Origin of the sequence: Corallococcus terminator (assembly GCF_049194865.1) — a bacterium.
In the GTDB taxonomy this organism is placed as follows: Bacteria; Myxococcota; Myxococcia; order Myxococcales; family Myxococcaceae; genus Myxococcus; species Myxococcus terminator_A.
On record NZ_JBLZWL010000133.1, the window covers coordinates 1 to 17,543 of the forward strand.

Sequence of the window (17,543 nt, forward strand, 5' to 3'; positions counted from 1 at the left end):
CGGGGACGCTCGGTCCACCGACACACCCGGGCGGGGAACTCGCTCACCCCAAGGGGAGCGAGGGAGGGGTTCAGGGACGCTGGCTGGCGCGGCGCCGACGGAGCAGACCGGCCACCAGCAGGCCCGAGGCAGGGAGCAGGGCGGCGGTGGGACCCGCCGCGCAGCCTCCACCGGAGCCGCCTCCCTCATCGTCGATGCCCGCCGTCGGAGGGGAGGGGCGGTCGTCCGGATTGCCCGTCGAGGGGGGGCCCCCGTCGGTGCCGCCACCGCTCTCACCCCCGCCACCCGAGGCCGCGCTGACCGTGACGACGGACGTCGCCGTGCGCGTCACGGGGCCGAACGTCGCCGTCGCCGTCACCGTGTACTGGCCGGCCTTGGCGTAGGTGTGCTCCGCCGTCGTGCCCTCGGCCGCGCCGCCGTCGCCGAAGTCCCACGTCACCGGCACTTCCGAGGACGTCGCCGCGCGGAAGAGGGCGCGGTGCGGGGCCACGCCGCGCTCGCCCTCCACGGTGACGGACAGGGCGTCCGCGGGGGGCGGCTCCTCCACGGGAGGCAGGTCCTTGCGCAGCGTGAAGCTGTCCAGCACCTTCTCGTCCGTGGTGATGAGCTTCGCGGTGAGCACGCCCTCCACCACCTCCACGTCGAGGAAGCCGTGCGCCTTGTTGTCGCGCACCTGGCTCCAGCTCGGCTGGCCCACGGAGAACGCGCGCAGGGCCGCCCCGCCGCCGCCCACCACCAGGTAGGGAATGCCGCCCGAGGACGCGACGCTGTCGCCCTGCATGGGCTTGCTGCGCTCGTAGTTGTGGTCATGGCCCGTCAGCACCAGGTCCACGCCGTACTTCTCGAAGATGGGGCCGAACTGGCGGCGCATGGTGAGCTGGGAGCCGTGCTCGCCGCTGGACCAGGGCGGGTGGTGGAAGAAGACGACCTTCCAAGGCTGCGTCGTCCCGGCCAGGTCCGTCTGCAGCCACGCCTTCTGGTCCGCCAGCGAGCAGCGCTCCGCGGACGACAGGCCGATGGCGCAGTTGGAGTCGAGCGACACGAAGTGCACGTGTCCCCAGTCGAAGGAGAAGTAGCGCTCCGAGCCCGCCGGGTTGTTGGTGGGCATGTAGAGGTTGTCCAGGTACGGCTGCCCCTGGTTCGTCACGTACTCGTGATTGCCGGGCGAGGCGAAGAGGGGGACCTCCGCCAGCAAGGCCGCCATGGGGGCGAAGAGGTTGTTCTGGAAGTCGGCCTCGGTGCCGTCGGGATAGGCGTTGTCGCCCAGGGCCACGAACAGCTCCGGCTTGCGCGCGAGCATGTCGGCGGCCACCGCCTTCTGGTCCGAGCCGCCCGTGCCGAAGTCACCCACGGCCGCGAAGTGCACGCGGCGCGTGCCGGGCTCGGGCGCGGTGGTGAAGCGCTTGGCGGGCGTCTTGAGGCCGCAAGCGCTGACCTCGTAGGAATACTCGGTGGCGGGCTTCAGGCCCGTGAGCACCACGGCATGGACGCGGCCGGAGGCCTCCGAGCGGGCGACCTCGCTGACCGCTCCCACGCCATACCGCACCTCGGGCGAGCAGTTGGCCGCCAGGCGGAACGCCACCAGGGCGGTGTCCGGGCCCACTTTCTGGAGGTAGGGGTCGCGGGCGAGGACGCCCGCGGAGGCCACGCCCGACAACAAGGTCAGGGCTACGGCCAGGGGAAGCAGGTTGAAGCGGGTCTTCCGATGCATGCAGCCTCCTCCCGAACCAATTTCGGGACGGAGGCCCAACCGTTCACTCAACGACCTTCATCCGGAAGGGAAGCGGGCGCCAGGCGGCGAGGCAAGCCCTCGCACGCCCAACGCCTGTCCCACCGGGCGCTACTTCTTTATCTCGTAGGACGCGAGGTCCTCGGTGCGCTCGCCCTCCTCGCGCACCTTGCCCACACCGGGCACGAGCCAGTAGGTGCGCTCCTTGCCTTCCTTCACCTCGCCGGCGTCGTTGAGCTTGTCGCGGCGCACCTTGATGGCGTTGGTGAAGGTGCCGGCCCGCGTCCGCACCGTCACGCCCGTCTCCAGCACGCGCCACGTATAGGTGGGGTCGCTGTCCTCCTTGCTGCCGTCACCCATCACCGTCAGCTCCTGCACGGCGCTGGTGAAGGACCAGGGGAGGGTGCCCGGCGCGCGCGCCAGGGACTTCACCGTGGCGGGCGCCCACGTGGTGGTGCGCACCTGCACGCCGTCCCGGTGGTCCTCCTCGCGGAGCCGCACCACCAGCCCGTTGCTCTGCTCGAGCTGCCACGAGTACTCCTCGTAGACGATGCCGGTGGCGACGCGGTCCTGCTTGCTGTGCACCAGCACGCCCGTCGTCCCCGCCGGAGCCCCCGGCACCTCGCGCGGCCCCTGCACCGTCACGTGCTTCTGGAAGTTGCCATGCACCGGGTCCTGGATGTCGTAGACCCAGGTGGAGCCCGTCGTCAGCGGCCACAGCGTCTTCGAGGCCGCGTCATCCGGGGTGTTGTCGTTCGGGTCCTTGTCGCCCGGCAGACCCACGTCTCCACCTGGCCCCGTGGGACCCGGCCCATCTCCGCCCGGCAGGCTCCCGCCGCCACCACAACCCACGAGCAACCATCCGGCCGCGAGCGCGACCACCCACCTGCGCGTCATGTCAGCTCCTCCCGTGTTCCCTTGGGGCTTACCGCCGTCCACCGCAGCCCCCTGAGGGGCGTGCCTTCCGTCCGTCCCAGCGCCGCCGTCAGCGAGCCGGGCACGGGTTCCTCCACTTCCAGTTCCAATCGCCGCCCGTCGAAGTCGAGCGCGCAGCTCTTCACCAGCACGTTGCGCTCGCCCAGCGCGCTCCTCAGCGACGCCTCCGCGCCCACCAGGTCATCGGCCTGCGCGGAGACGAGGAGTCGCTGTTTGGGGGCCGCCGCGGGCGCCTCCTTGTTGAACAGGTCCAGCACGAACAGCAGCGCCGCGACGAACACCATGCCCACGCCGGCGAGCCCCAGGCTGCCGTGGCCACACGCCATGCCCAGGCCAATCATCAGGAAGAGGATGGCCGCGTCGCGCGGGTCCTTGAGGCCGGAGCGGAAGCGCACGAAGCCGCCCAGCCCCACCAGCCCGAAGGCCTTGGCCACGCTGTCGCCAATGACGGCGGTGATGACCGCCGCCGCCGCGCACAGCAGCACCTGCGCCTGAATCATGTCCGACTTCGGCAGCGCCCGGCGCATGAGCAACCGCCAGGGCCGCAGCGACAGCACCGTGCCGATGAACGCCGCCGCGAGCATCCGCGGCAGCATCACGGTGATGGACAACGAGCTCATCTCCGCCTTGGCGCTCTCGAACAGCGCCGGAATCGAAACCTCCATGTCGGGGCTCCCTTAGAGCTCGACCAGCTGTGTGGCCGCTTCCGCGACGACGCGGCTCTGGCGGACCGTGGTGCCCCGGACGTCGAGCGTCGACGCCGTGGCGATGACCGCATAAGCGTTGCGCAACACCGGCAGGCTCGTGGGGCGTGCCTCCAATACCCGTGAGATGAGCGTGCGTGCCTCGGGCCCCAGCGGCAGCCCCTTGAGCGACGACAGCACGGTGGCGGGCCAGCGCTTCGCATGCTCCACCCGCAGCTTCCACGCCCGCGGGTCGTTCATGCCGTCCACCGAGTCCAGCGCCTCCTTCGTCTTCGGCGCCCCGCGCTCACGCAGCGCCCAGGCCTCCTCCGAGTCGAGCCCTGTCAGCGAGCGCAGCACCAGCTTCAGCGCCTTGCCCGCCAGCGCCTCGCGCAGTCCGCGCGCCACGGGCGTGTCCAGCCCCTGGGTGCCGCGCAGCACCGCCAGCCTGTCATGGGGCAGGAGCGCCTCGCGCAGCGCGTCCGCCCTCGCGTCCGTCAGGCCTCCCAGGCTGCGGGCGACGTCCGTGTACAGCGAGCGCTGCACACCCGCCTCGCGCACCACCCAGGACTCCTCGCCGTCCACGCCGGCCAGTCCCAGCAGCACGTCGCTCAGGCGGCCATCCTTCATGCCGCGCTCGCGCAGCGCCCACGCCTGGGGCGAGCTGTCGTCCTTCAGACCCTGGAGCACCTCCGACGGGGCCTGGGCATACAGCCGCTCGCGCATCATCGACGCGCGCGCGCCAGAGATGCCTCCCAGGCCGAGCGCCACCTGCGCGGGTGCCAGCGGCGCCAGCACCTCGCGCAGCGTCCACGCCGCGTCATCGCCCAGGCCCTGGAGGCCTCGCGCGGTGAGGGCGGGGAAGCGCTCCACGAAGGCCATCCGGCGCTGGTGCGCCATGAGCCCGGGCAGGCCCCCCAGCATCCACACCGCGAGCGACGGCTCGCGCACCTCCACGGAGTCCAGGGCCTGGAAGAAGCGCGTCTCCACGTCCTCCACGGCCACGGGGCCCGTGGGCGGGGGCGTCGTGGCCACGGGGACGATGCGCTGCACGGGCGTGTCACGCCCCTCCAGTCGCGCCACCACCGCGTCCACCAGACGCTGCTCCAGCACGTGCAGCGGCGCGTCGTTGTTCTCCAGGATGAGCCAGCGCCGAGGGTCTTCCTTGGCCAGGGCCAGGAAGGACTCGCGCACGCGCACCGCCAGGCCCGCGCCCGCCAGCCCCTTGCGGCTGTCACCGTCCGAGCTTCGTCCCGCCTGGGACTTGCCCAGCCGCTTGCGCCACCGCGCCAGGTCCGGGTCCACGTCCACCAGGATGACCAGGTCCGGCCACAGCCCCTGCGAGGCCAGCTCGCACGCGGGCCGCAGCTCCGACATGGGAAGTCCCCGGCCACCGCCGCTCAGCGCGAGCTGCGAGTACAGGTAACGGTCGGTGATGCACACCTCTCCCCGCGACAGCGCGGGCGCCACCACTTCCTCCAGTTGCTGCGCGTCGCGCGCAAGGTTGAGAAAGAACTCCGCGCGCGGCGACATCTCCAGCAGCCGCGCATCGCGCGTCAGCTCACGTACGCGCCGGGCGGTGGACGAGCGCAGCTCGCCTCCTTCCCGTGCGTGCGCCACCCGGTAGCCGAGCTTTTTCAGCCTCCCGGCCAGCAGGTTGGAGAGCGTCGTCTTGCCGCTGCCGTCAATCCCCTCGAAGTCGATGAACACGGTGCCTTATCCCCTCGCGACCCCATCCACGGCGAAGGAGTGAACCCTCGCCATCCCCTCAGCGAACTTGCTGTACGTTGGCGCGCCACCCGGATTGAGCGACGACAACCAGTCGGGCAGCTCCTGCCCCAGGTGCTTCACCTCCACCACCACGCGCCCTTCGTTCCACAGCGGCGGGCCCAGCCGCTCCGCCGTCAGGGCAAGCTGGGACATCGCCAGCTCGGGGGCAATCTGGTGGTAGCCGATGTCCCGGTCCACCGTCACCCGCCACGCCTGCGACGCCTGATACACGTGCCGCTGGTACGTCACCGCCAGCACCGGCAACAGACTGCCTCCGGTGATGAGCGGCAACAGGCGCGCGCCCCCTCGCAACACGCGCCCCAGGTCCGAGCGCGGCACCCAGACCCGACGCTTCTGCGTGAGGCCGTGACGCTCGCGCTTCACCTCCAGCACCACGCGCTCCACGCCGCCGGAGCCCACGTCCGGCGAGTACTCCTTCGTGCGGACCTTGAGGCAGTCCTCTGGCGAGCGCAGCGCGCGCGACGCCAACGGACAGCCCGGTCGGTCGAAATAGACGGACACGATGCGCGTGGGCAACGGCACCTGTCCGTCCAGCTCCATCGACAACCGCGCGCACAGCGCGAGCGCGGTCTGCTCCCCGAGTACCAGCTTGAACTCACGCCGGAGTCGGGTCACTTCTCCCTCGGCGAACGAGAGCATGACGTGTCTCCGTGACTAGAAGCGGGTGGCGAGCTGCAGCGAGTACTCGAGGCCCGGTGCCTCGTCCCCTGGCCGCAACGCGCGCTCCACCTGGAACTGCCCCCGAAAACGACTCCCCAGCAGAAGGTTGAGACCCCCGAGCAGCGAGTGGCCCCGGCCTTCCACATCCCCTCTCAACTGCAACCCCTCCGCTCCCACCACTGGCTGGAGCGCCCACTCCGTCGTCAACGGCACGGTCCAGCTCGCCAGCAGCAACTGCGCGGTGAACGGACCCACGGGCAGCCGTCCCGTCACGACCTCGCCCGTCACGTTCAGCCCACCGAACTTGAGCTCCGCGTCCGCCGCCACCGCGTGCCGACGCGCCCTGTCCAAGGCCTCCGCCACATACGTGCTGACCCCCAGGGTGAGCATCTTCTTGAGCGGACGCACGCTCACGCGCCCGGCCAGGTCCTCCTTGGTGCGCACGCCCAGCTCGTCCTTGGAGCCCTGGAACACGCCCGCGGACACGCGGACATCCCACAGGCTCTTGAGCCGCACCTCGCCCATCAGTCCCATCCGACGGCCGCCCAGCTCGTGCACGTCCCCCAGGTAGTCCTCCACCAGGCCGCGTCCCTGGATGGGCAGGCTCCACGAGCCCTCCAGCCGGCGCTGGAGGAAGGGGGCCTTGAACTGGCCGCCATAGAGGCGGAAGCGCTTGCCGTCATCCGCCAGACGCACGAAGGCGTCCTTGAGGATGTTGGAGTCCGCGAGGTCCGCGCTCACCTCGGCCTCCAGGTTGGACAGCGACGTGCCCACGCCCACGCGCGCGGAAGGGATGCTCAGCGTGCGCTGGTACTTCGAGCGCTCGTCCGCGTTGGCGCGCGCGTAGACGCGGCCGAAGACGCGCACCGTCTGCACCTCGTCCTCGGGCGTGTCGTCGAGCGCCGTGGAGTCCTCGCCAAGCGAGTCCTCCTGCTGCGCGCCCGGCTTCGACTTTTTCTTCTTCTTGTCCACCTGCGAAGGCTGCGCGGCCGTGGGCTGCGAACTCGTCGGCGGCACCGGCTTCACCGCGTCGCTGGTGTCTCCCGGTTGGATTCGCGGCGGCAGTGCCTGCGCCAGCGCTCCGTCGGGCATGCTGTTCTGGGAGGGCTCCAGGGGCTCGGAGCCCTCCGGTGGTCCGCTCTCGGGGGCTTCCACTCCATCCACCACGCCGCCCGAGAGCGGATCCTCCACGGCCACCGCATCAGAGGTGTCCAGCCCCGTGCCGCTCGCCGAGGCCTGAGCCTCCGCGAACGCCGGCCCACTCAGGAGGACCGCGATGAGGAGGCCCCGCCTCCCCAGATCATCCAACCGCCACCCGCCCATGTCCCCGCCTCCCCATCGCAGCCGGGAGAGGCCTTGTGCAACTGCGGTGCCCGAATCGACAACGTCGGGTGCAGGACGGCGGTGGGCGGCGCTCGGCCGTGCCAGGGAGCGAAAGCGTCGTGACGAGGGCGTTACCTGCCCACGTGTGGGAACGAAAGTTCCACTGCGTGGGCAGCCTGGCCTGTACGAATGTCGATCAGCTGTTGGAAGGAGTTACCGGTCGGACGACGCATCCGGCGGCGGGACGGTGGAGTCGCTCGCCCCGGTGGGTACGGTGGAGTCCGTCGTCGTCGTCGTCGTGGAAGCCGGAGCGGTGCCGCTGTCGGGCGTGCTCGCGGGCGGGGCAGGGGCCCTCATCCGCCGCATCGCGCCCCGCACACCCCACACGAGCGCCGTGCCGGAGGCCAGGATGAGCAGGCCCCAGCTCAACCCCGGCGGCAACGGCCGCGAGGCCACGGTGACGTAGCCGGTCAGCACCTTGAGGTGGTTGTTCTGGTAGCGGACCTCCAGCTCGTAGAGGCCCGGCTCGTCGAAGGTCAGCTCCGTGTGCCAGTTGACGCCGTCGCGGGTCAGCGTCTTCGTCACCTGGGAGGGCGAGTCCTTCATGTGGACCGTCAGCGTCAGCGGGCCGGTGAACTCGGCGCCCTGGAACGCGCCCACGTGGAGCGACAGCATCGCGGGCTCGCCCTCGCGGGGGAGGGCGGGGTGAAGCGTACCCTGCAGGCGCTCCTCCGCGTCCGCCCAGCGCAGCTCCATGACGTCGCCGCGCCTCTCCAGGCGGAGTTGATCCGCACCCGGAGTGACTGCGAGCGCACCCGTCGCGAGCAGGCAGGCAATCAGCAGCCCGACCGAATTCCGTGCGTGCCACCTTTGCCTCGGCGACCGCTGTCCCCTAAGATGGCGAACCCTGAAGCATTCCATCTGAGCCAACTCCCCCGGCCAGAGTACCGGGATGAACCCTCAATCATTCGGGAAATATCAGCTCCTGAAGAAGCTGGCCACCGGCGGCATGGCCGAGGTGTGGCTGGCTCGTCAGTCGGGCATCGAGGGGTTCCATAAGAACCTCGTCGTGAAGCGCATCCTCCCGCATCTGGCGGAGGACCGTGAATTCGTGGAGATGTTCCGGAACGAGGCGCTCATCGCGGCGCGCTTCAACCATCCGAACATCGCGCAGGTCTACGAGTTCGGCGAGGCCAACGGCACCTACTACATCGCCATGGAGTTCATCCACGGCGAGGACCTGGGCCGGGTGATGCGCAAGGCGGCCAGCGCGGGCCAGTGGATTGCGCGCCCGCTGGCCATCCGCATCGTCGCGGCGGCGTGCGAGGGGCTGTACTACGCCCACAACCGCACGGACGACGCGGGCCGGCCGCTGCGCGTGGTGCACCGCGATATCTCGCCGCAGAACATCCTCATCAGCTTCGACGGTTCGGTGAAGCTGGTGGACTTCGGCATCGCCAAGGCCGCGGACCAGGCGTCGCTGACGAAGTCGGGCGCCATCAAGGGCAAGTTCGCGTACATGGCGCCGGAGCAGGCCGCCGGCAAGCCGCTGGACGGGCGCGCGGACATCTTCGCCATCGGCCTGGTGCTCTACGAGCTGCTCACGGGCGTGCGTCCGCTGAAGCGGGACTCGGAATTGGCGACGCTCCAGGCCGCCATGGAGTGCGCCATCCAGCCGCCGTCGCAGGTGGCGGACGTGCCGGAGGAGATGGACCCGGTGGTGATGCGGGCCGTCACCAAGAACGCGGATGACCGCTACCGGGACGCGCGGACGTTCCAGACGGCGCTGGAGGAGATCCTCGTCGGCCAGCGCTGGGTGGCGGGCTCGGTGCAGATCTCCGAGCTGATGGAGACGCTGTTCGCGGACCGGCTCGCGGACGAGAGGGTCCAGGGGCAGGTCGTCGCGGCGGATGAAGATGCGTCTGGCAGCTCGGGCTCGCCGCCCCCGCCTCCGCAGCAGGAGCGAGGCCGGGGACGTCCGTCGTCCGCCGACATGAGCTGGGACGCGCCTCCGGGTGAGGCGTCCGCCCCCCGCGAGCGAGGCGGCCGTGCCCCGCCCGCGCGCTCCGCGCCGCCTCCACCGCCCCCGCGTCGCACCGGGGCGTCCGCGCAGCCTGTCGTGGAAGAGGATCCGGGTGAATGGGACGCTCCCTCGGGCGACGTCGAGGCGCCGCCGCGCCGTCGGGGCGGGACGTCCGATTCGATGCGCCGGCCCAGCAGTGCGAATGCCACCCAGGTGGCGCGCACCAGCTCCCGCTCGGACCTGCGCAGCGCTGTCACCAATCCAGGGGATACGCCCCCGCCGGCGCCGCGCCGCTCCATGACGCGGGCCTCGCAGGTGGCCGTGGAGGCGCCTCCGCCGCCGCGCTCCCGCACGTCCGCGTCGTTGGACCTGGACGAGCGCACGCGCATGGAGGACGAGGACGAGGACGACGAGCGGACCATGCTTCCGCCGCCGGAGCCCTCGCCGCCGCCGCGCCGCCGCACGGGGATGCAGTCGCAGGTGTCCGCGCCGGAGCCGCCGCCGCGCCGGCGCACCTCCAGCCGCGCGGAGATGCCCTCGTCGCCGCCGTCGCGCTCACGGGTCTCGCTCTCCGCCGCGCCCGCGGTGCGGGGGCATGACGACGTCGACCGCGCGATATCGGACGACTCCCGCCGCACGCGCCGCACCATGGCGACGCGCAACGTGGCCACGCTGGGCTTCATCGTGGGGTTGCTGGCGGTGGTGGCCATCTTCCACAAGCCCATCCTCGCGGTGCTCAGCGCCACGGCATCCGACGGGCAGGGTGTGCGCCTCACCATCAACACCAACGAGCGCGTGAAGGTGTCCGTGCGCCACGCCAATGGCTGCGGCGGCTCGCAGCTGGTCACCGAGCTGGGCATGACGCCGCTGACGCTGGTGTCGGGCGCGCACCTGCAGGACACGCTCATCATGGAGAACGAGCAGCAGGGCATCTACAAGGAGGACACGGACACGCTGGCCTTCGGCGAGCCGGGTCAGGCCAAGGTGCTCACCCAGGAGTTCCGCCGGGGGAGTCTGCTGCTGCTGCTCAAGCCGGACACCGTGCGCGGCATCACCGTGCGCCGCAGGGGCCAGGATGTCGGCATCTACCAGGGTGGCAACAACAAGGGCCTGAAGATCGAGCTGATGGAGGGCAAGAACAAGCTCGAGCTGAACGGCGGTCCGCTGAAGGAGCCGTTCCTCTTCGAGGTCGACATCAAGCCCAACAGCATCAACCGAGATACGCAGGACCTGTCCGCGTTCCTCGGTTGAGCTGACGCACCTCGCCTCAGTAGCGGGGCAGGGTGGGGTCCACCTGAAGCGAGTACAGGTCGATGCCGCCTCGCAGCGACACGGCCTGCAACCCACGGGACATCAGGTAGGCCGTGCCGTCCAGGCTGCGCACGCCGTGGTGGCAGTAGACGACGACGGGCCGGCCCCGCAGGGCCTCCAGCTCATCGGCGCGCTCGTCCAGCTCCGGCAGGGGGATGAGCACCGACTCCGGCAGCGCGACGTACTCGTGCTCGTGCGGGAAGCGCACGTCCAGCAGGAAGGGGCGGGACTCGGCGGGGCCCGCGAGCAGCTCGGCGAGGCGTGCGGGCGTGATTTCAGGGATGGGCATGGGGAACTTTCGTCAGGAAGTCGCGGCGCAGAAGCGCTCGTAGTCGATGAGCTCCACCTTCGCGCCCGGCGCGCACACCGGACACTGGGCATCCCGGCGCAGCTTCAGCTCCTGGAAGCGGGTGCTCAGCGCGTCGAAGGTCAGCAGCCGGCCGACGAGCGTCTCGCCCTGGCCGAGCAGCAGCTTGAGGGCCTCGTTGGCCTGGAGGAGGCCGATGATGCCGGGCAGCACGCCCAGCACGCCGGCCTCCGCGCATGACGGCGCAAGCTCCGGGGGCGGTGGGGCGGGGTAGAGGCAGCGGTAGCAGGGGCCCTGGCCGGGCACGAAGGTCGTCACCTGGCCCTCGAAGCGGAACACGGAGCCGTGGATGTTGGGCAGGCCCTTCATGAGGCACGCGTCGTTGAGCAGGTAGCGGGTGGGGAAGTTGTCCCCGCCGTCGAGGACCAGGTCGAACCCCTCCAGCACGCGCAGGACGTTGTGCGAGGTGAGCCGCTCCTGGAAGGGGAGGACGCGGACGTCGGGATTGAGGGCTTCAATCGCCGCCTTCGCGCTCACCACCTTGGGCTGGCCCCGGCGCTCCTGGGTGTGCAGCACCTGCCGCTGCAGGTTGCTCAGGTCCACCACGTCCGAGTCGACGATGCCCAGCGTCCCCACGCCCGCCGCCGCCAGGTACAGCGCCGCCGGAGAGCCCAGCCCGCCCGCGCCCATCAGCAGCACGCGCGACTTCAAGAGCTTCGCCTGCCCCTCCTCGCCCACCTCCGGGAGGATGAGGTGCCGGCGGTAGCGCTCCTTCTGTTCGGCGGTGAGCACGAAGGGCTTCTCCACCGGCAGCGCCGCGTCGCTCCAGCGGTTGTAGCCCCCCGCCAGCGAGGCCACGCGCGTGTAGCCCAGCTCCTTCAGGCTCTTCACCGCCAGCGCCGAGCGCGTCCCTCCGGCGCAGTACACGACGAGCTCCTCGTCCCTCCCGGCCCGCTCCTCGATGCGCAGCTCCAGGTAGCCCCGGGGGATGTGCACGGCGCCGGGCAGCCGACCGCCCGCGTACTCGTCCGCCTCCCGCACGTCGATGAGCTTCACGGCGGCCCGGCTGTCCAGCAGTCGCTTCACCTCATCCACGGTGACTTCGCGAATCTCCTGTTTCACACCGGCCAGAAGCTCACGGAAGGTACGCGCCATGGGGCGGGGTATAACCCGGCGCCCGGGCGGCTTCCGCCTGGGATGAGGCGACCAGGGCGTTCAGCCGGCCGGTCCCATGGATTTTCCGGCCCCGAGCGTTATAAAGGGCCGTTCGAGAGGAGATTTTCCCGACATGGATACGACGACCACGACGCCCGCCCCCACCCCCTCCACGGCCCCCCAGGCCGCCCCGCCGGAGGCCGTGCGTTTGACGGAAGGCGCTTTGAAGCAGGTGAAGGAGGTCATCAAGGCCCAGGGCTTCGAGGGCTACTTCTTCTCCATCCGCGTCGTGCCGGCCGGCTGCAGCGGCCTGGGTTACGACTTGAACCTGGTCAAGGAGTCGAAGGCCGGCGACAGCGTCTGGGAGCAGGACGGCGTGAAGCTCGCCACCGACGGCATGAGCGCCCAGTACCTGGCCGGCACGGAGATCGACTACGTCTCCGCCATCACCGGCTCGGGCTTCAAGTTCAACAACCCGAACGCGAAGTCCTCCTGCGGCTGCGGCACCTCGTTCACCACCTGATTCGAGTCGCCGACTGACCCAGGTCCGCGAGGGTGGGGTGTACCGCCCGCCCTCGCGTTCCTCCCGCGCCGCGCGGGCCTGCTCAGGCCCCGGCCACGGGCTGCATCACCTTCAACCAGGACTGGTTCTCCTTCTGTCGTGCCAGGCGCTGGGCGCGTCGCGCCTCGGCTTCCCGGAACGATTCACGCTCCGCGTCCGTCTCCATCAGCAGCGGAGGCACCGGGACGCGGTTGCCGTCCTTGTCGATGGCGACGAAGGTCAAGAGCGCGCTGGTGGTGAGCGTGCGCTCGCCGGTGAGGGGGTTCTCCGCGTGCACCGTCACGCCCACCTCCATGGAGGTGCGGAAGGCGGCCAGCACGCGCGAGTGCAGGAGCGCAATCCAGCCGACCTTGATGGGCGCGTGGAAGTGCAGGTCATCCATGGACGCCGTCACCACCACTTGCCGGCAGTGACGCTGAGCGGCCACCGCGCCGCAGACGTCGATCCACTCCATCACCTTCCCGCCGAACGCCGCGTTCAGGTTGTTGGCGTCCGGAGGCAGGATGAGCTGGGTCATCACCACCTCCGTGTCCTTGGCTCGCTTGGGCGTCATGTCAGCCATCTCTCACCTTCCATCCTGGGACACTGAGGGCCCTCGTGCGTCGTGGGCCCCGGTGTCTCATGCCAGGAAGGTGGAGACGCGGTCCAGGAACTCCTCGCGACCTCGGCCCCGGCGGATGTCCTGGCGTGACACATCCATCACCAGGCACTCCACGCCGTACTTCTCCTGGAGCACCTGGGGGAAGGACGCGTAGTAGCCGTTGAGGCCCTTGAGGAACTGCGGGCGGATGCCCTTCTCCTCCTCGCGGCCCCGGGTGCGGATGCGCTCCAGCAGCACGTCCACGCTGCCGACCTCGAAGCAGATGACCTTGTCCGGGCGGATGATGTGGCGCGACAGGCGCTGGAAGTACTCGTAGTACAGGTCCAGCTCCGCGTTCGTCAGGTGCCCCAGGCCGTGCAGGTACTTGGCGAAAATCTCCGGGTCCTCGTACAGCGTGCGGTCCTGCACGCAGCTGCGGCGGTACGAGTGGATGAGCTCGTGGTGCTCCACGCGGCGGATGAGGAACTCGAGCTGGAGCGTGAAGGACCAGCGCGACATGTCCGAGTAGTAGTCGCGCAGGAAGCGGTTATCGATGACGGGCTCGTCGAACAGCTCGTAGCCGAAGCTCTGGCTGAGCATCTTCGCCGCCGTCGTCTTGCCCGCGCCGATGTTGCCGGAGAGCGCCACGAAGCGCCGTCCCTTGGGCGCCTTCACCTTCGTCTTCTCCTTCACCGCGTTCTTGGCGCGAGGAGTCGTGGCCGCTCGCCCGGGTGCTTCCGGAGAAGACTTCGAGGCGGCGGCCGGAGCGGGGGACGGGCGCGAGCGCGAGGTGGCACGAGGCATGGAACCGGGGCTTAACCCGGCTTGGTAACGTCGTCCATTCGCTGCCTCAGCAGGTCCGGTCGGTCCGTCATGATGCCGCCGACGCCTTCCTCCAGCAGCGTGCGCATCTCGTCCGGGTCATCCACCGTCCAGACGTTGACCCACTTGCCGCGCGCCGCGCAGTCGCGCAGGAATTGCGCGTCCACCAACCGCACCTCGCCGAAGTACAGCGGCATGTCGAGCACGGTGAAGCGCGGGTCCTCCGGCGGTGGCTCTCCGCCACGCAGCGCGATGACGAGCGCGGCCAGCGCGTCGCGGGGGTAGAAATGACACGCGTGGGGCAGCCGGGCGACCAGGCGCTCGCCCACCGCGTCCTGCTCGCTGCCCATGCACACGCGCTCCACCGCGCCTTCATCCTCCAGCAGCCGCGCGAAGAGGTCCTCGTGGCCGGGCACGTCTGGCTTCAGCTCCACGTTGAGGCGCAGCGACGGAAAGGCGCGCAAAACCTCACGCAGCGTGGGGATGCGGATGCCCTGGCCCCGGAAGGGAAACGTCCGTCCCTCATCCAGGGTAAAGCCATACCCGGCGTCCAGCTTCTTCAGCTCGGACAGCGTGTATCCCGCGAGCGGGCCGAAGCCATCCGTGCAGCGCTCCAGCGTGTCGTCGTGCGCCACGATGACTTCGCCGTCCCGCGTCACGTGCACGTCGAGCTCCAGCATGTCCGTGCGGAAGCGCTCCACTGCCTGCTGGAAGGCTTCCAGCGTGTTCTCGGGGGCCAGCGACGCGCCTCCTCGGTGCGAGATGTGCAGTGTGGGCCGCAGTCCTCGGAGGAAGGCGGGAAGTGCATTCATGGCTTCCTCGAATTCACGTGGGTCTGACCGACCCGGGGGAGGGGGCTTCCTTGCCGGCCCCCGCTGGCCGCCGGTATAAGGCCGACATCCTCGGACCGACCGGCGTCGACTTCAACCCTTGTGACGCCGCGACAAGAATGGAGAGACAAGACATGCAACTGCGCAAGACTCTTGGCGCGGCGGCGCTGATCACCACGGCGGTGTTTGCTTCGGTGGCGGGCTGCTCCGGTCGTGACGATGGCGACGGTGAGACCCCTGACGCGGGCCCGGGCTGTACGGGCGCGTGCGGCACGGATGCCGGCACGGACGCTGGCACGGATGCTGGCCCCACCACGCTGGTCTGTCCGGATCCGCTCCCGGCCGTAGGCCCCATCGGCACCCTGCGCACCACCGGCAACCGTGGCGACAAGGCCACCCTGGAGAACGTCGTCGTCACGGCGGTCAGCAACATCTCCCGTGGCACCTCGGGTGACTACATCGCCCGCTTCTGGGTGGTGAACCCCTGCTTCCCGAAGGAGGGCATCTACGTCGACAAGTTCTACACGGACATCACCACCAACTACGAGCCCGTGGTGGGTGACGTGCTCACCGTGTCCGGCGTGTTCCGTCGCTTCAAGGCGGACGCCTCCGACAACACCCCCAGCACCCGCGACGCGTACCGTCCCACGTTGAAGAACGACTACATGCTCGCGGTGCAGGGCAGCAGCGGCAAGGTGACCATCACCAAGCACAGCTCCGGCCCGGCGCTGGCGGATGTCGCGGTTCCCTCGGGCTTCGGCAACTCCCAGGGCGGCACCATCAAGGCGAACCCCGAGTTCGCCGGTGCGCGCGTCCACATCCCGGGCCCGGTCACCATCACCAACCCGAAGCCCTTCTCCATGAAGCAGCGCCCGGAGGATCCGGACAGCGGCACGTACCTGGGCTTTGAGATCACCGGCGGCGTGCTGGTGGGGAACTACCGGACCTTCAACACCTGCGACCTGCGCTTGACGGCCGAGGACGGCGGCACGGTGACGTTCCCCAACGGCATCCGCGGCGTGTACGAGACCTTCACCAACCTGCCTTGCACCGACGGCGGCACCGTGGAGACCGACGGCGGCAGCAGCTTCCGCTGCAACACGTACGGCGAGGGCGTCATCCCGGGCACGGAGAACGACTTCACCTACGTCGTCTACCCGATGAACTGCGACCCGGACATGGCCGGCTCCGCGGCGCCGTGATTCCGGCGTTCATCCCCGTTCGGATGATCCGCTGATTTCGCCGCCCCTCGCCCATGTCGGGAGGGGCGGCTTCTTTTTGGACGCGGGCCCCAGGTCGGTGTCCGCTACCAGTCGATGTGGGCCCCCGGCTCCCCCAACCGTTTGATTGTGGGTAAGCTCGGGAAAAGTCCAACCTGTCCCACCCTGTCAGACGCCGCGTTCCTTCCGTGAACTCCCCCCAGACGGCCATCCCGTTCGGACAGTACCTGTTGATCAAGCGGCTCGCCGTGGGTGGGATGGCGGAGCTGTTCCTGGCGCACCGTCCGCCGGATCCGGAGCTGGTGGTCCTCAAGCGCATCCTCCCTTACCTGTCGGAGGAGCCCGAGTTCGTTCAGATGTTCCTGGACGAGGCGCGCATCGCCGCGCAGCTCAGCCACCCCAACATCGTGCAGGTGCACGAGCTGGGGAAGGAGGGCGACAACATCTTCATCGCCATGGAGTACGTGGAGGGTGTGGACCTCCGCAAGGTGGTGATGGAGGAGCTGAAGTTCGGCGCCACGGTGCCCTGTGGCGTGGCGGCGCGCATCTGCTCGCTGGTGGCGGCGGGGCTGGACTACGCGCACCAGAGTCGGGGCGTGGATGGCCGGCCGCTGGAGCTCATCCACCGGGACGTCAGCCCGCAGAACGTGATGATTGCCTACGACGGGCGCGTCAAGCTGGTCGACTTCGGCATCGCCAAGGCCGGCGCGTTCATGGAGCGCAGCAAGCCGGGCGTCATCAAGGGCAAGTTCCTCTACCTGGCGCCGGAGCAGGTGTCGCAGGAGCGGCTGGACCACCGCGCGGACATCTACGCGCTGGGGACCATGCTGTACGAAATCACCACCGGCAAGCAGCCCTTCTCCAAGCCGACGACGGAGGGGATTCTCTACGCCATCCGCTTCGAGGACCCGACGCCGCCGCACCTGCTGCGGCCCGACTATCCGCTGGAGCTGTCGCGCATCGTCATGAAGTGCCTGACGAAGGACCGCAACCTGCGCTACCCGCGCGCGGCGGTGGTGCACGAGGAGCTGGAGAACTTCCTCGAGTCGGGTGAGCTGCGGCAGAGCCTGGACGTGTCCGAGTACATCGCCCGGCTGATGGGGGAGGAGGAGGAGCGCACCATCCTCCACATCCCCGTGTCCAGGCCCGTGGGCCGCACCCAGGCCACGGTGCCGCTGGCGGCCAACCGCCTGCTGGCGCCCCCACCGGCCCGGCTGGCCCCGCTGGAGCTCACCGCGCCGACGCTGTCGTCCACCACGCCCATGGCGGAGCCGGCGCCGGCCCCCCTGGCGCCGGTGCCGGGCCTCACCGCGCGGCCCACTCCGCGCCGCGTCTCCGCGGAGGCCGTGCCCGCGGCGCGCTACGCGGATGAGGCGGAGCCGGCGACGCAGATGGCGCGCCCGCGAGAGCTGCCCACCGGGCCTCGGGGCGGAGCGCGCGACGACGAGGACTCGGAGATGTCCACCGCCGTCCGGACCGCGCCCACCGGCTACTCGGCGTTGATGGATCCGCTGGACCCGGATGAAGAGGACGCGGGGGACGGGGAGTCCACCATTCCGCAGCGGGGGCGGGGCCGCGCTCCCGTCACGCCTCCTCCGGGCCCGCCGGTGC

The 17,543-nt window shown here is 70.1% G+C and carries 16 protein-coding genes; 4 read left to right on the forward strand and 12 right to left on the reverse strand.

The features are described from left to right. Positions 1 to 70 precede the first annotated feature (70 nt). The 7 genes from ACN469_RS39590 to ACN469_RS39620 all read right to left on the reverse strand — a co-directional run bounded on the left by ACN469_RS39590 (position 71) and on the right by ACN469_RS39620 (position 7,878). Positions 71 to 1,711, reverse strand: coding sequence for a metallophosphoesterase (locus tag ACN469_RS39590; protein WP_498776884.1), 1,641 nt, complete (start codon positions 1,709 to 1,711; stop codon positions 71 to 73). Between the two features lie 129 nt (positions 1,712 to 1,840). Then, positions 1,841 to 2,626 (reverse strand): hypothetical protein, encoded by a 786-nt coding sequence (locus tag ACN469_RS39595; protein WP_498776886.1) that lies wholly within the window; start codon positions 2,624 to 2,626, stop codon positions 1,841 to 1,843. Continuing rightward, on the reverse strand, positions 2,623 to 3,330 hold the full coding sequence (locus ACN469_RS39600) for a DUF4956 domain-containing protein (RefSeq protein ID WP_498776888.1): 708 nt from the start codon (positions 3,328 to 3,330) through the stop codon (positions 2,623 to 2,625). The genes ACN469_RS39595 and ACN469_RS39600 overlap by 4 nt, the downstream gene beginning before the upstream one ends. 12 nt (positions 3,331 to 3,342) lie before the next feature. After that, entirely contained in the window at positions 3,343 to 5,058 is a 1,716-nt protein-coding gene (tmk, locus tag ACN469_RS39605; protein WP_498776890.1) for a dTMP kinase, read from the reverse strand. A gap of 6 nt (positions 5,059 to 5,064) precedes the next feature. Next, entirely contained in the window at positions 5,065 to 5,778 is a 714-nt protein-coding gene (locus ACN469_RS39610; protein WP_498776891.1) for a VTC domain-containing protein, read from the reverse strand. A gap of 15 nt (positions 5,779 to 5,793) precedes the next feature. Beyond that, positions 5,794 to 7,122, reverse strand: a complete 1,329-nt coding sequence (locus ACN469_RS39615) for a putative porin (RefSeq protein WP_498776893.1) — start codon at positions 7,120 to 7,122, stop codon at positions 5,794 to 5,796. A 213-nt stretch (positions 7,123 to 7,335) separates the two neighbouring features. Beyond that, positions 7,336 to 7,878, reverse strand: a complete 543-nt coding sequence (locus ACN469_RS39620; protein ID WP_498776895.1) for a hypothetical protein — start codon at positions 7,876 to 7,878, stop codon at positions 7,336 to 7,338. A 196-nt stretch (positions 7,879 to 8,074) separates the two neighbouring features. Here ACN469_RS39620 and ACN469_RS39625 point away from each other — a divergent pair, with 196 nt between their 5' ends. Then, complete coding sequence (locus ACN469_RS39625) at positions 8,075 to 10,396, forward strand: serine/threonine protein kinase (RefSeq protein ID WP_498776897.1); 2,322 nt, start codon at positions 8,075 to 8,077, stop codon at positions 10,394 to 10,396. A gap of 16 nt (positions 10,397 to 10,412) precedes the next feature. On the opposite strand, the gene ACN469_RS39630 is transcribed toward ACN469_RS39625, so the two are convergent. Then, positions 10,413 to 10,745 (reverse strand): rhodanese-like domain-containing protein, encoded by a 333-nt coding sequence (locus ACN469_RS39630; RefSeq protein WP_498776899.1) that lies wholly within the window; start codon positions 10,743 to 10,745, stop codon positions 10,413 to 10,415. A gap of 12 nt (positions 10,746 to 10,757) precedes the next feature. Beyond that, a complete protein-coding gene (gene moeB / locus ACN469_RS39635) occupies positions 10,758 to 11,918 on the reverse strand; it encodes a molybdopterin-synthase adenylyltransferase MoeB (protein WP_498776901.1) in 1,161 nt (386 codons plus the stop codon). A 133-nt stretch (positions 11,919 to 12,051) separates the two neighbouring features. Between moeB and ACN469_RS39640 the strand changes: the two genes are divergently transcribed. After that, positions 12,052 to 12,441 (forward strand): HesB/IscA family protein, encoded by a 390-nt coding sequence (locus ACN469_RS39640; RefSeq protein WP_498776903.1) that lies wholly within the window; start codon positions 12,052 to 12,054, stop codon positions 12,439 to 12,441. Positions 12,442 to 12,523: 82 nt separating this feature from the next. Here the strand turns inward: ACN469_RS39640 and ACN469_RS39645 are convergent, their stop codons facing one another. Genes ACN469_RS39645 through ACN469_RS39655 form a run of 3 tightly spaced genes read right to left on the reverse strand, consistent with a single transcriptional unit; the run spans position 12,524 to position 14,694 of the window. Beyond that, complete coding sequence (locus ACN469_RS39645) at positions 12,524 to 13,042, reverse strand: acyl-CoA thioesterase (protein ID WP_498776905.1); 519 nt, start codon at positions 13,040 to 13,042, stop codon at positions 12,524 to 12,526. Positions 13,043 to 13,099: 57 nt separating this feature from the next. Continuing rightward, positions 13,100 to 13,864 carry a deoxynucleoside kinase gene (locus ACN469_RS39650; protein ID WP_498776907.1) on the reverse strand — a complete coding sequence of 255 codons (765 nt, stop codon included), beginning with the start codon at positions 13,862 to 13,864 and terminating at the stop codon, positions 13,100 to 13,102. An 11-nt stretch (positions 13,865 to 13,875) separates the two neighbouring features. Then, the gene (locus ACN469_RS39655) at positions 13,876 to 14,694 is read right to left on the reverse strand and encodes a glycerophosphodiester phosphodiesterase family protein (RefSeq protein WP_498776909.1); all 819 of its coding nucleotides are present in this window, start codon (positions 14,692 to 14,694) and stop codon (positions 13,876 to 13,878) included. 152 nt (positions 14,695 to 14,846) lie between these two features. Here ACN469_RS39655 and ACN469_RS39660 point away from each other — a divergent pair, with 152 nt between their 5' ends. Further along, positions 14,847 to 15,914, forward strand: a complete 1,068-nt coding sequence (locus ACN469_RS39660) for a hypothetical protein (protein ID WP_498776911.1) — start codon at positions 14,847 to 14,849, stop codon at positions 15,912 to 15,914. 206 nt (positions 15,915 to 16,120) lie between these two features. Beyond that, the coding region (locus tag ACN469_RS39665) for a serine/threonine protein kinase (protein WP_498776913.1) at positions 16,121 to 17,543 on the forward strand (1,423 nt) is incomplete at its 3' end.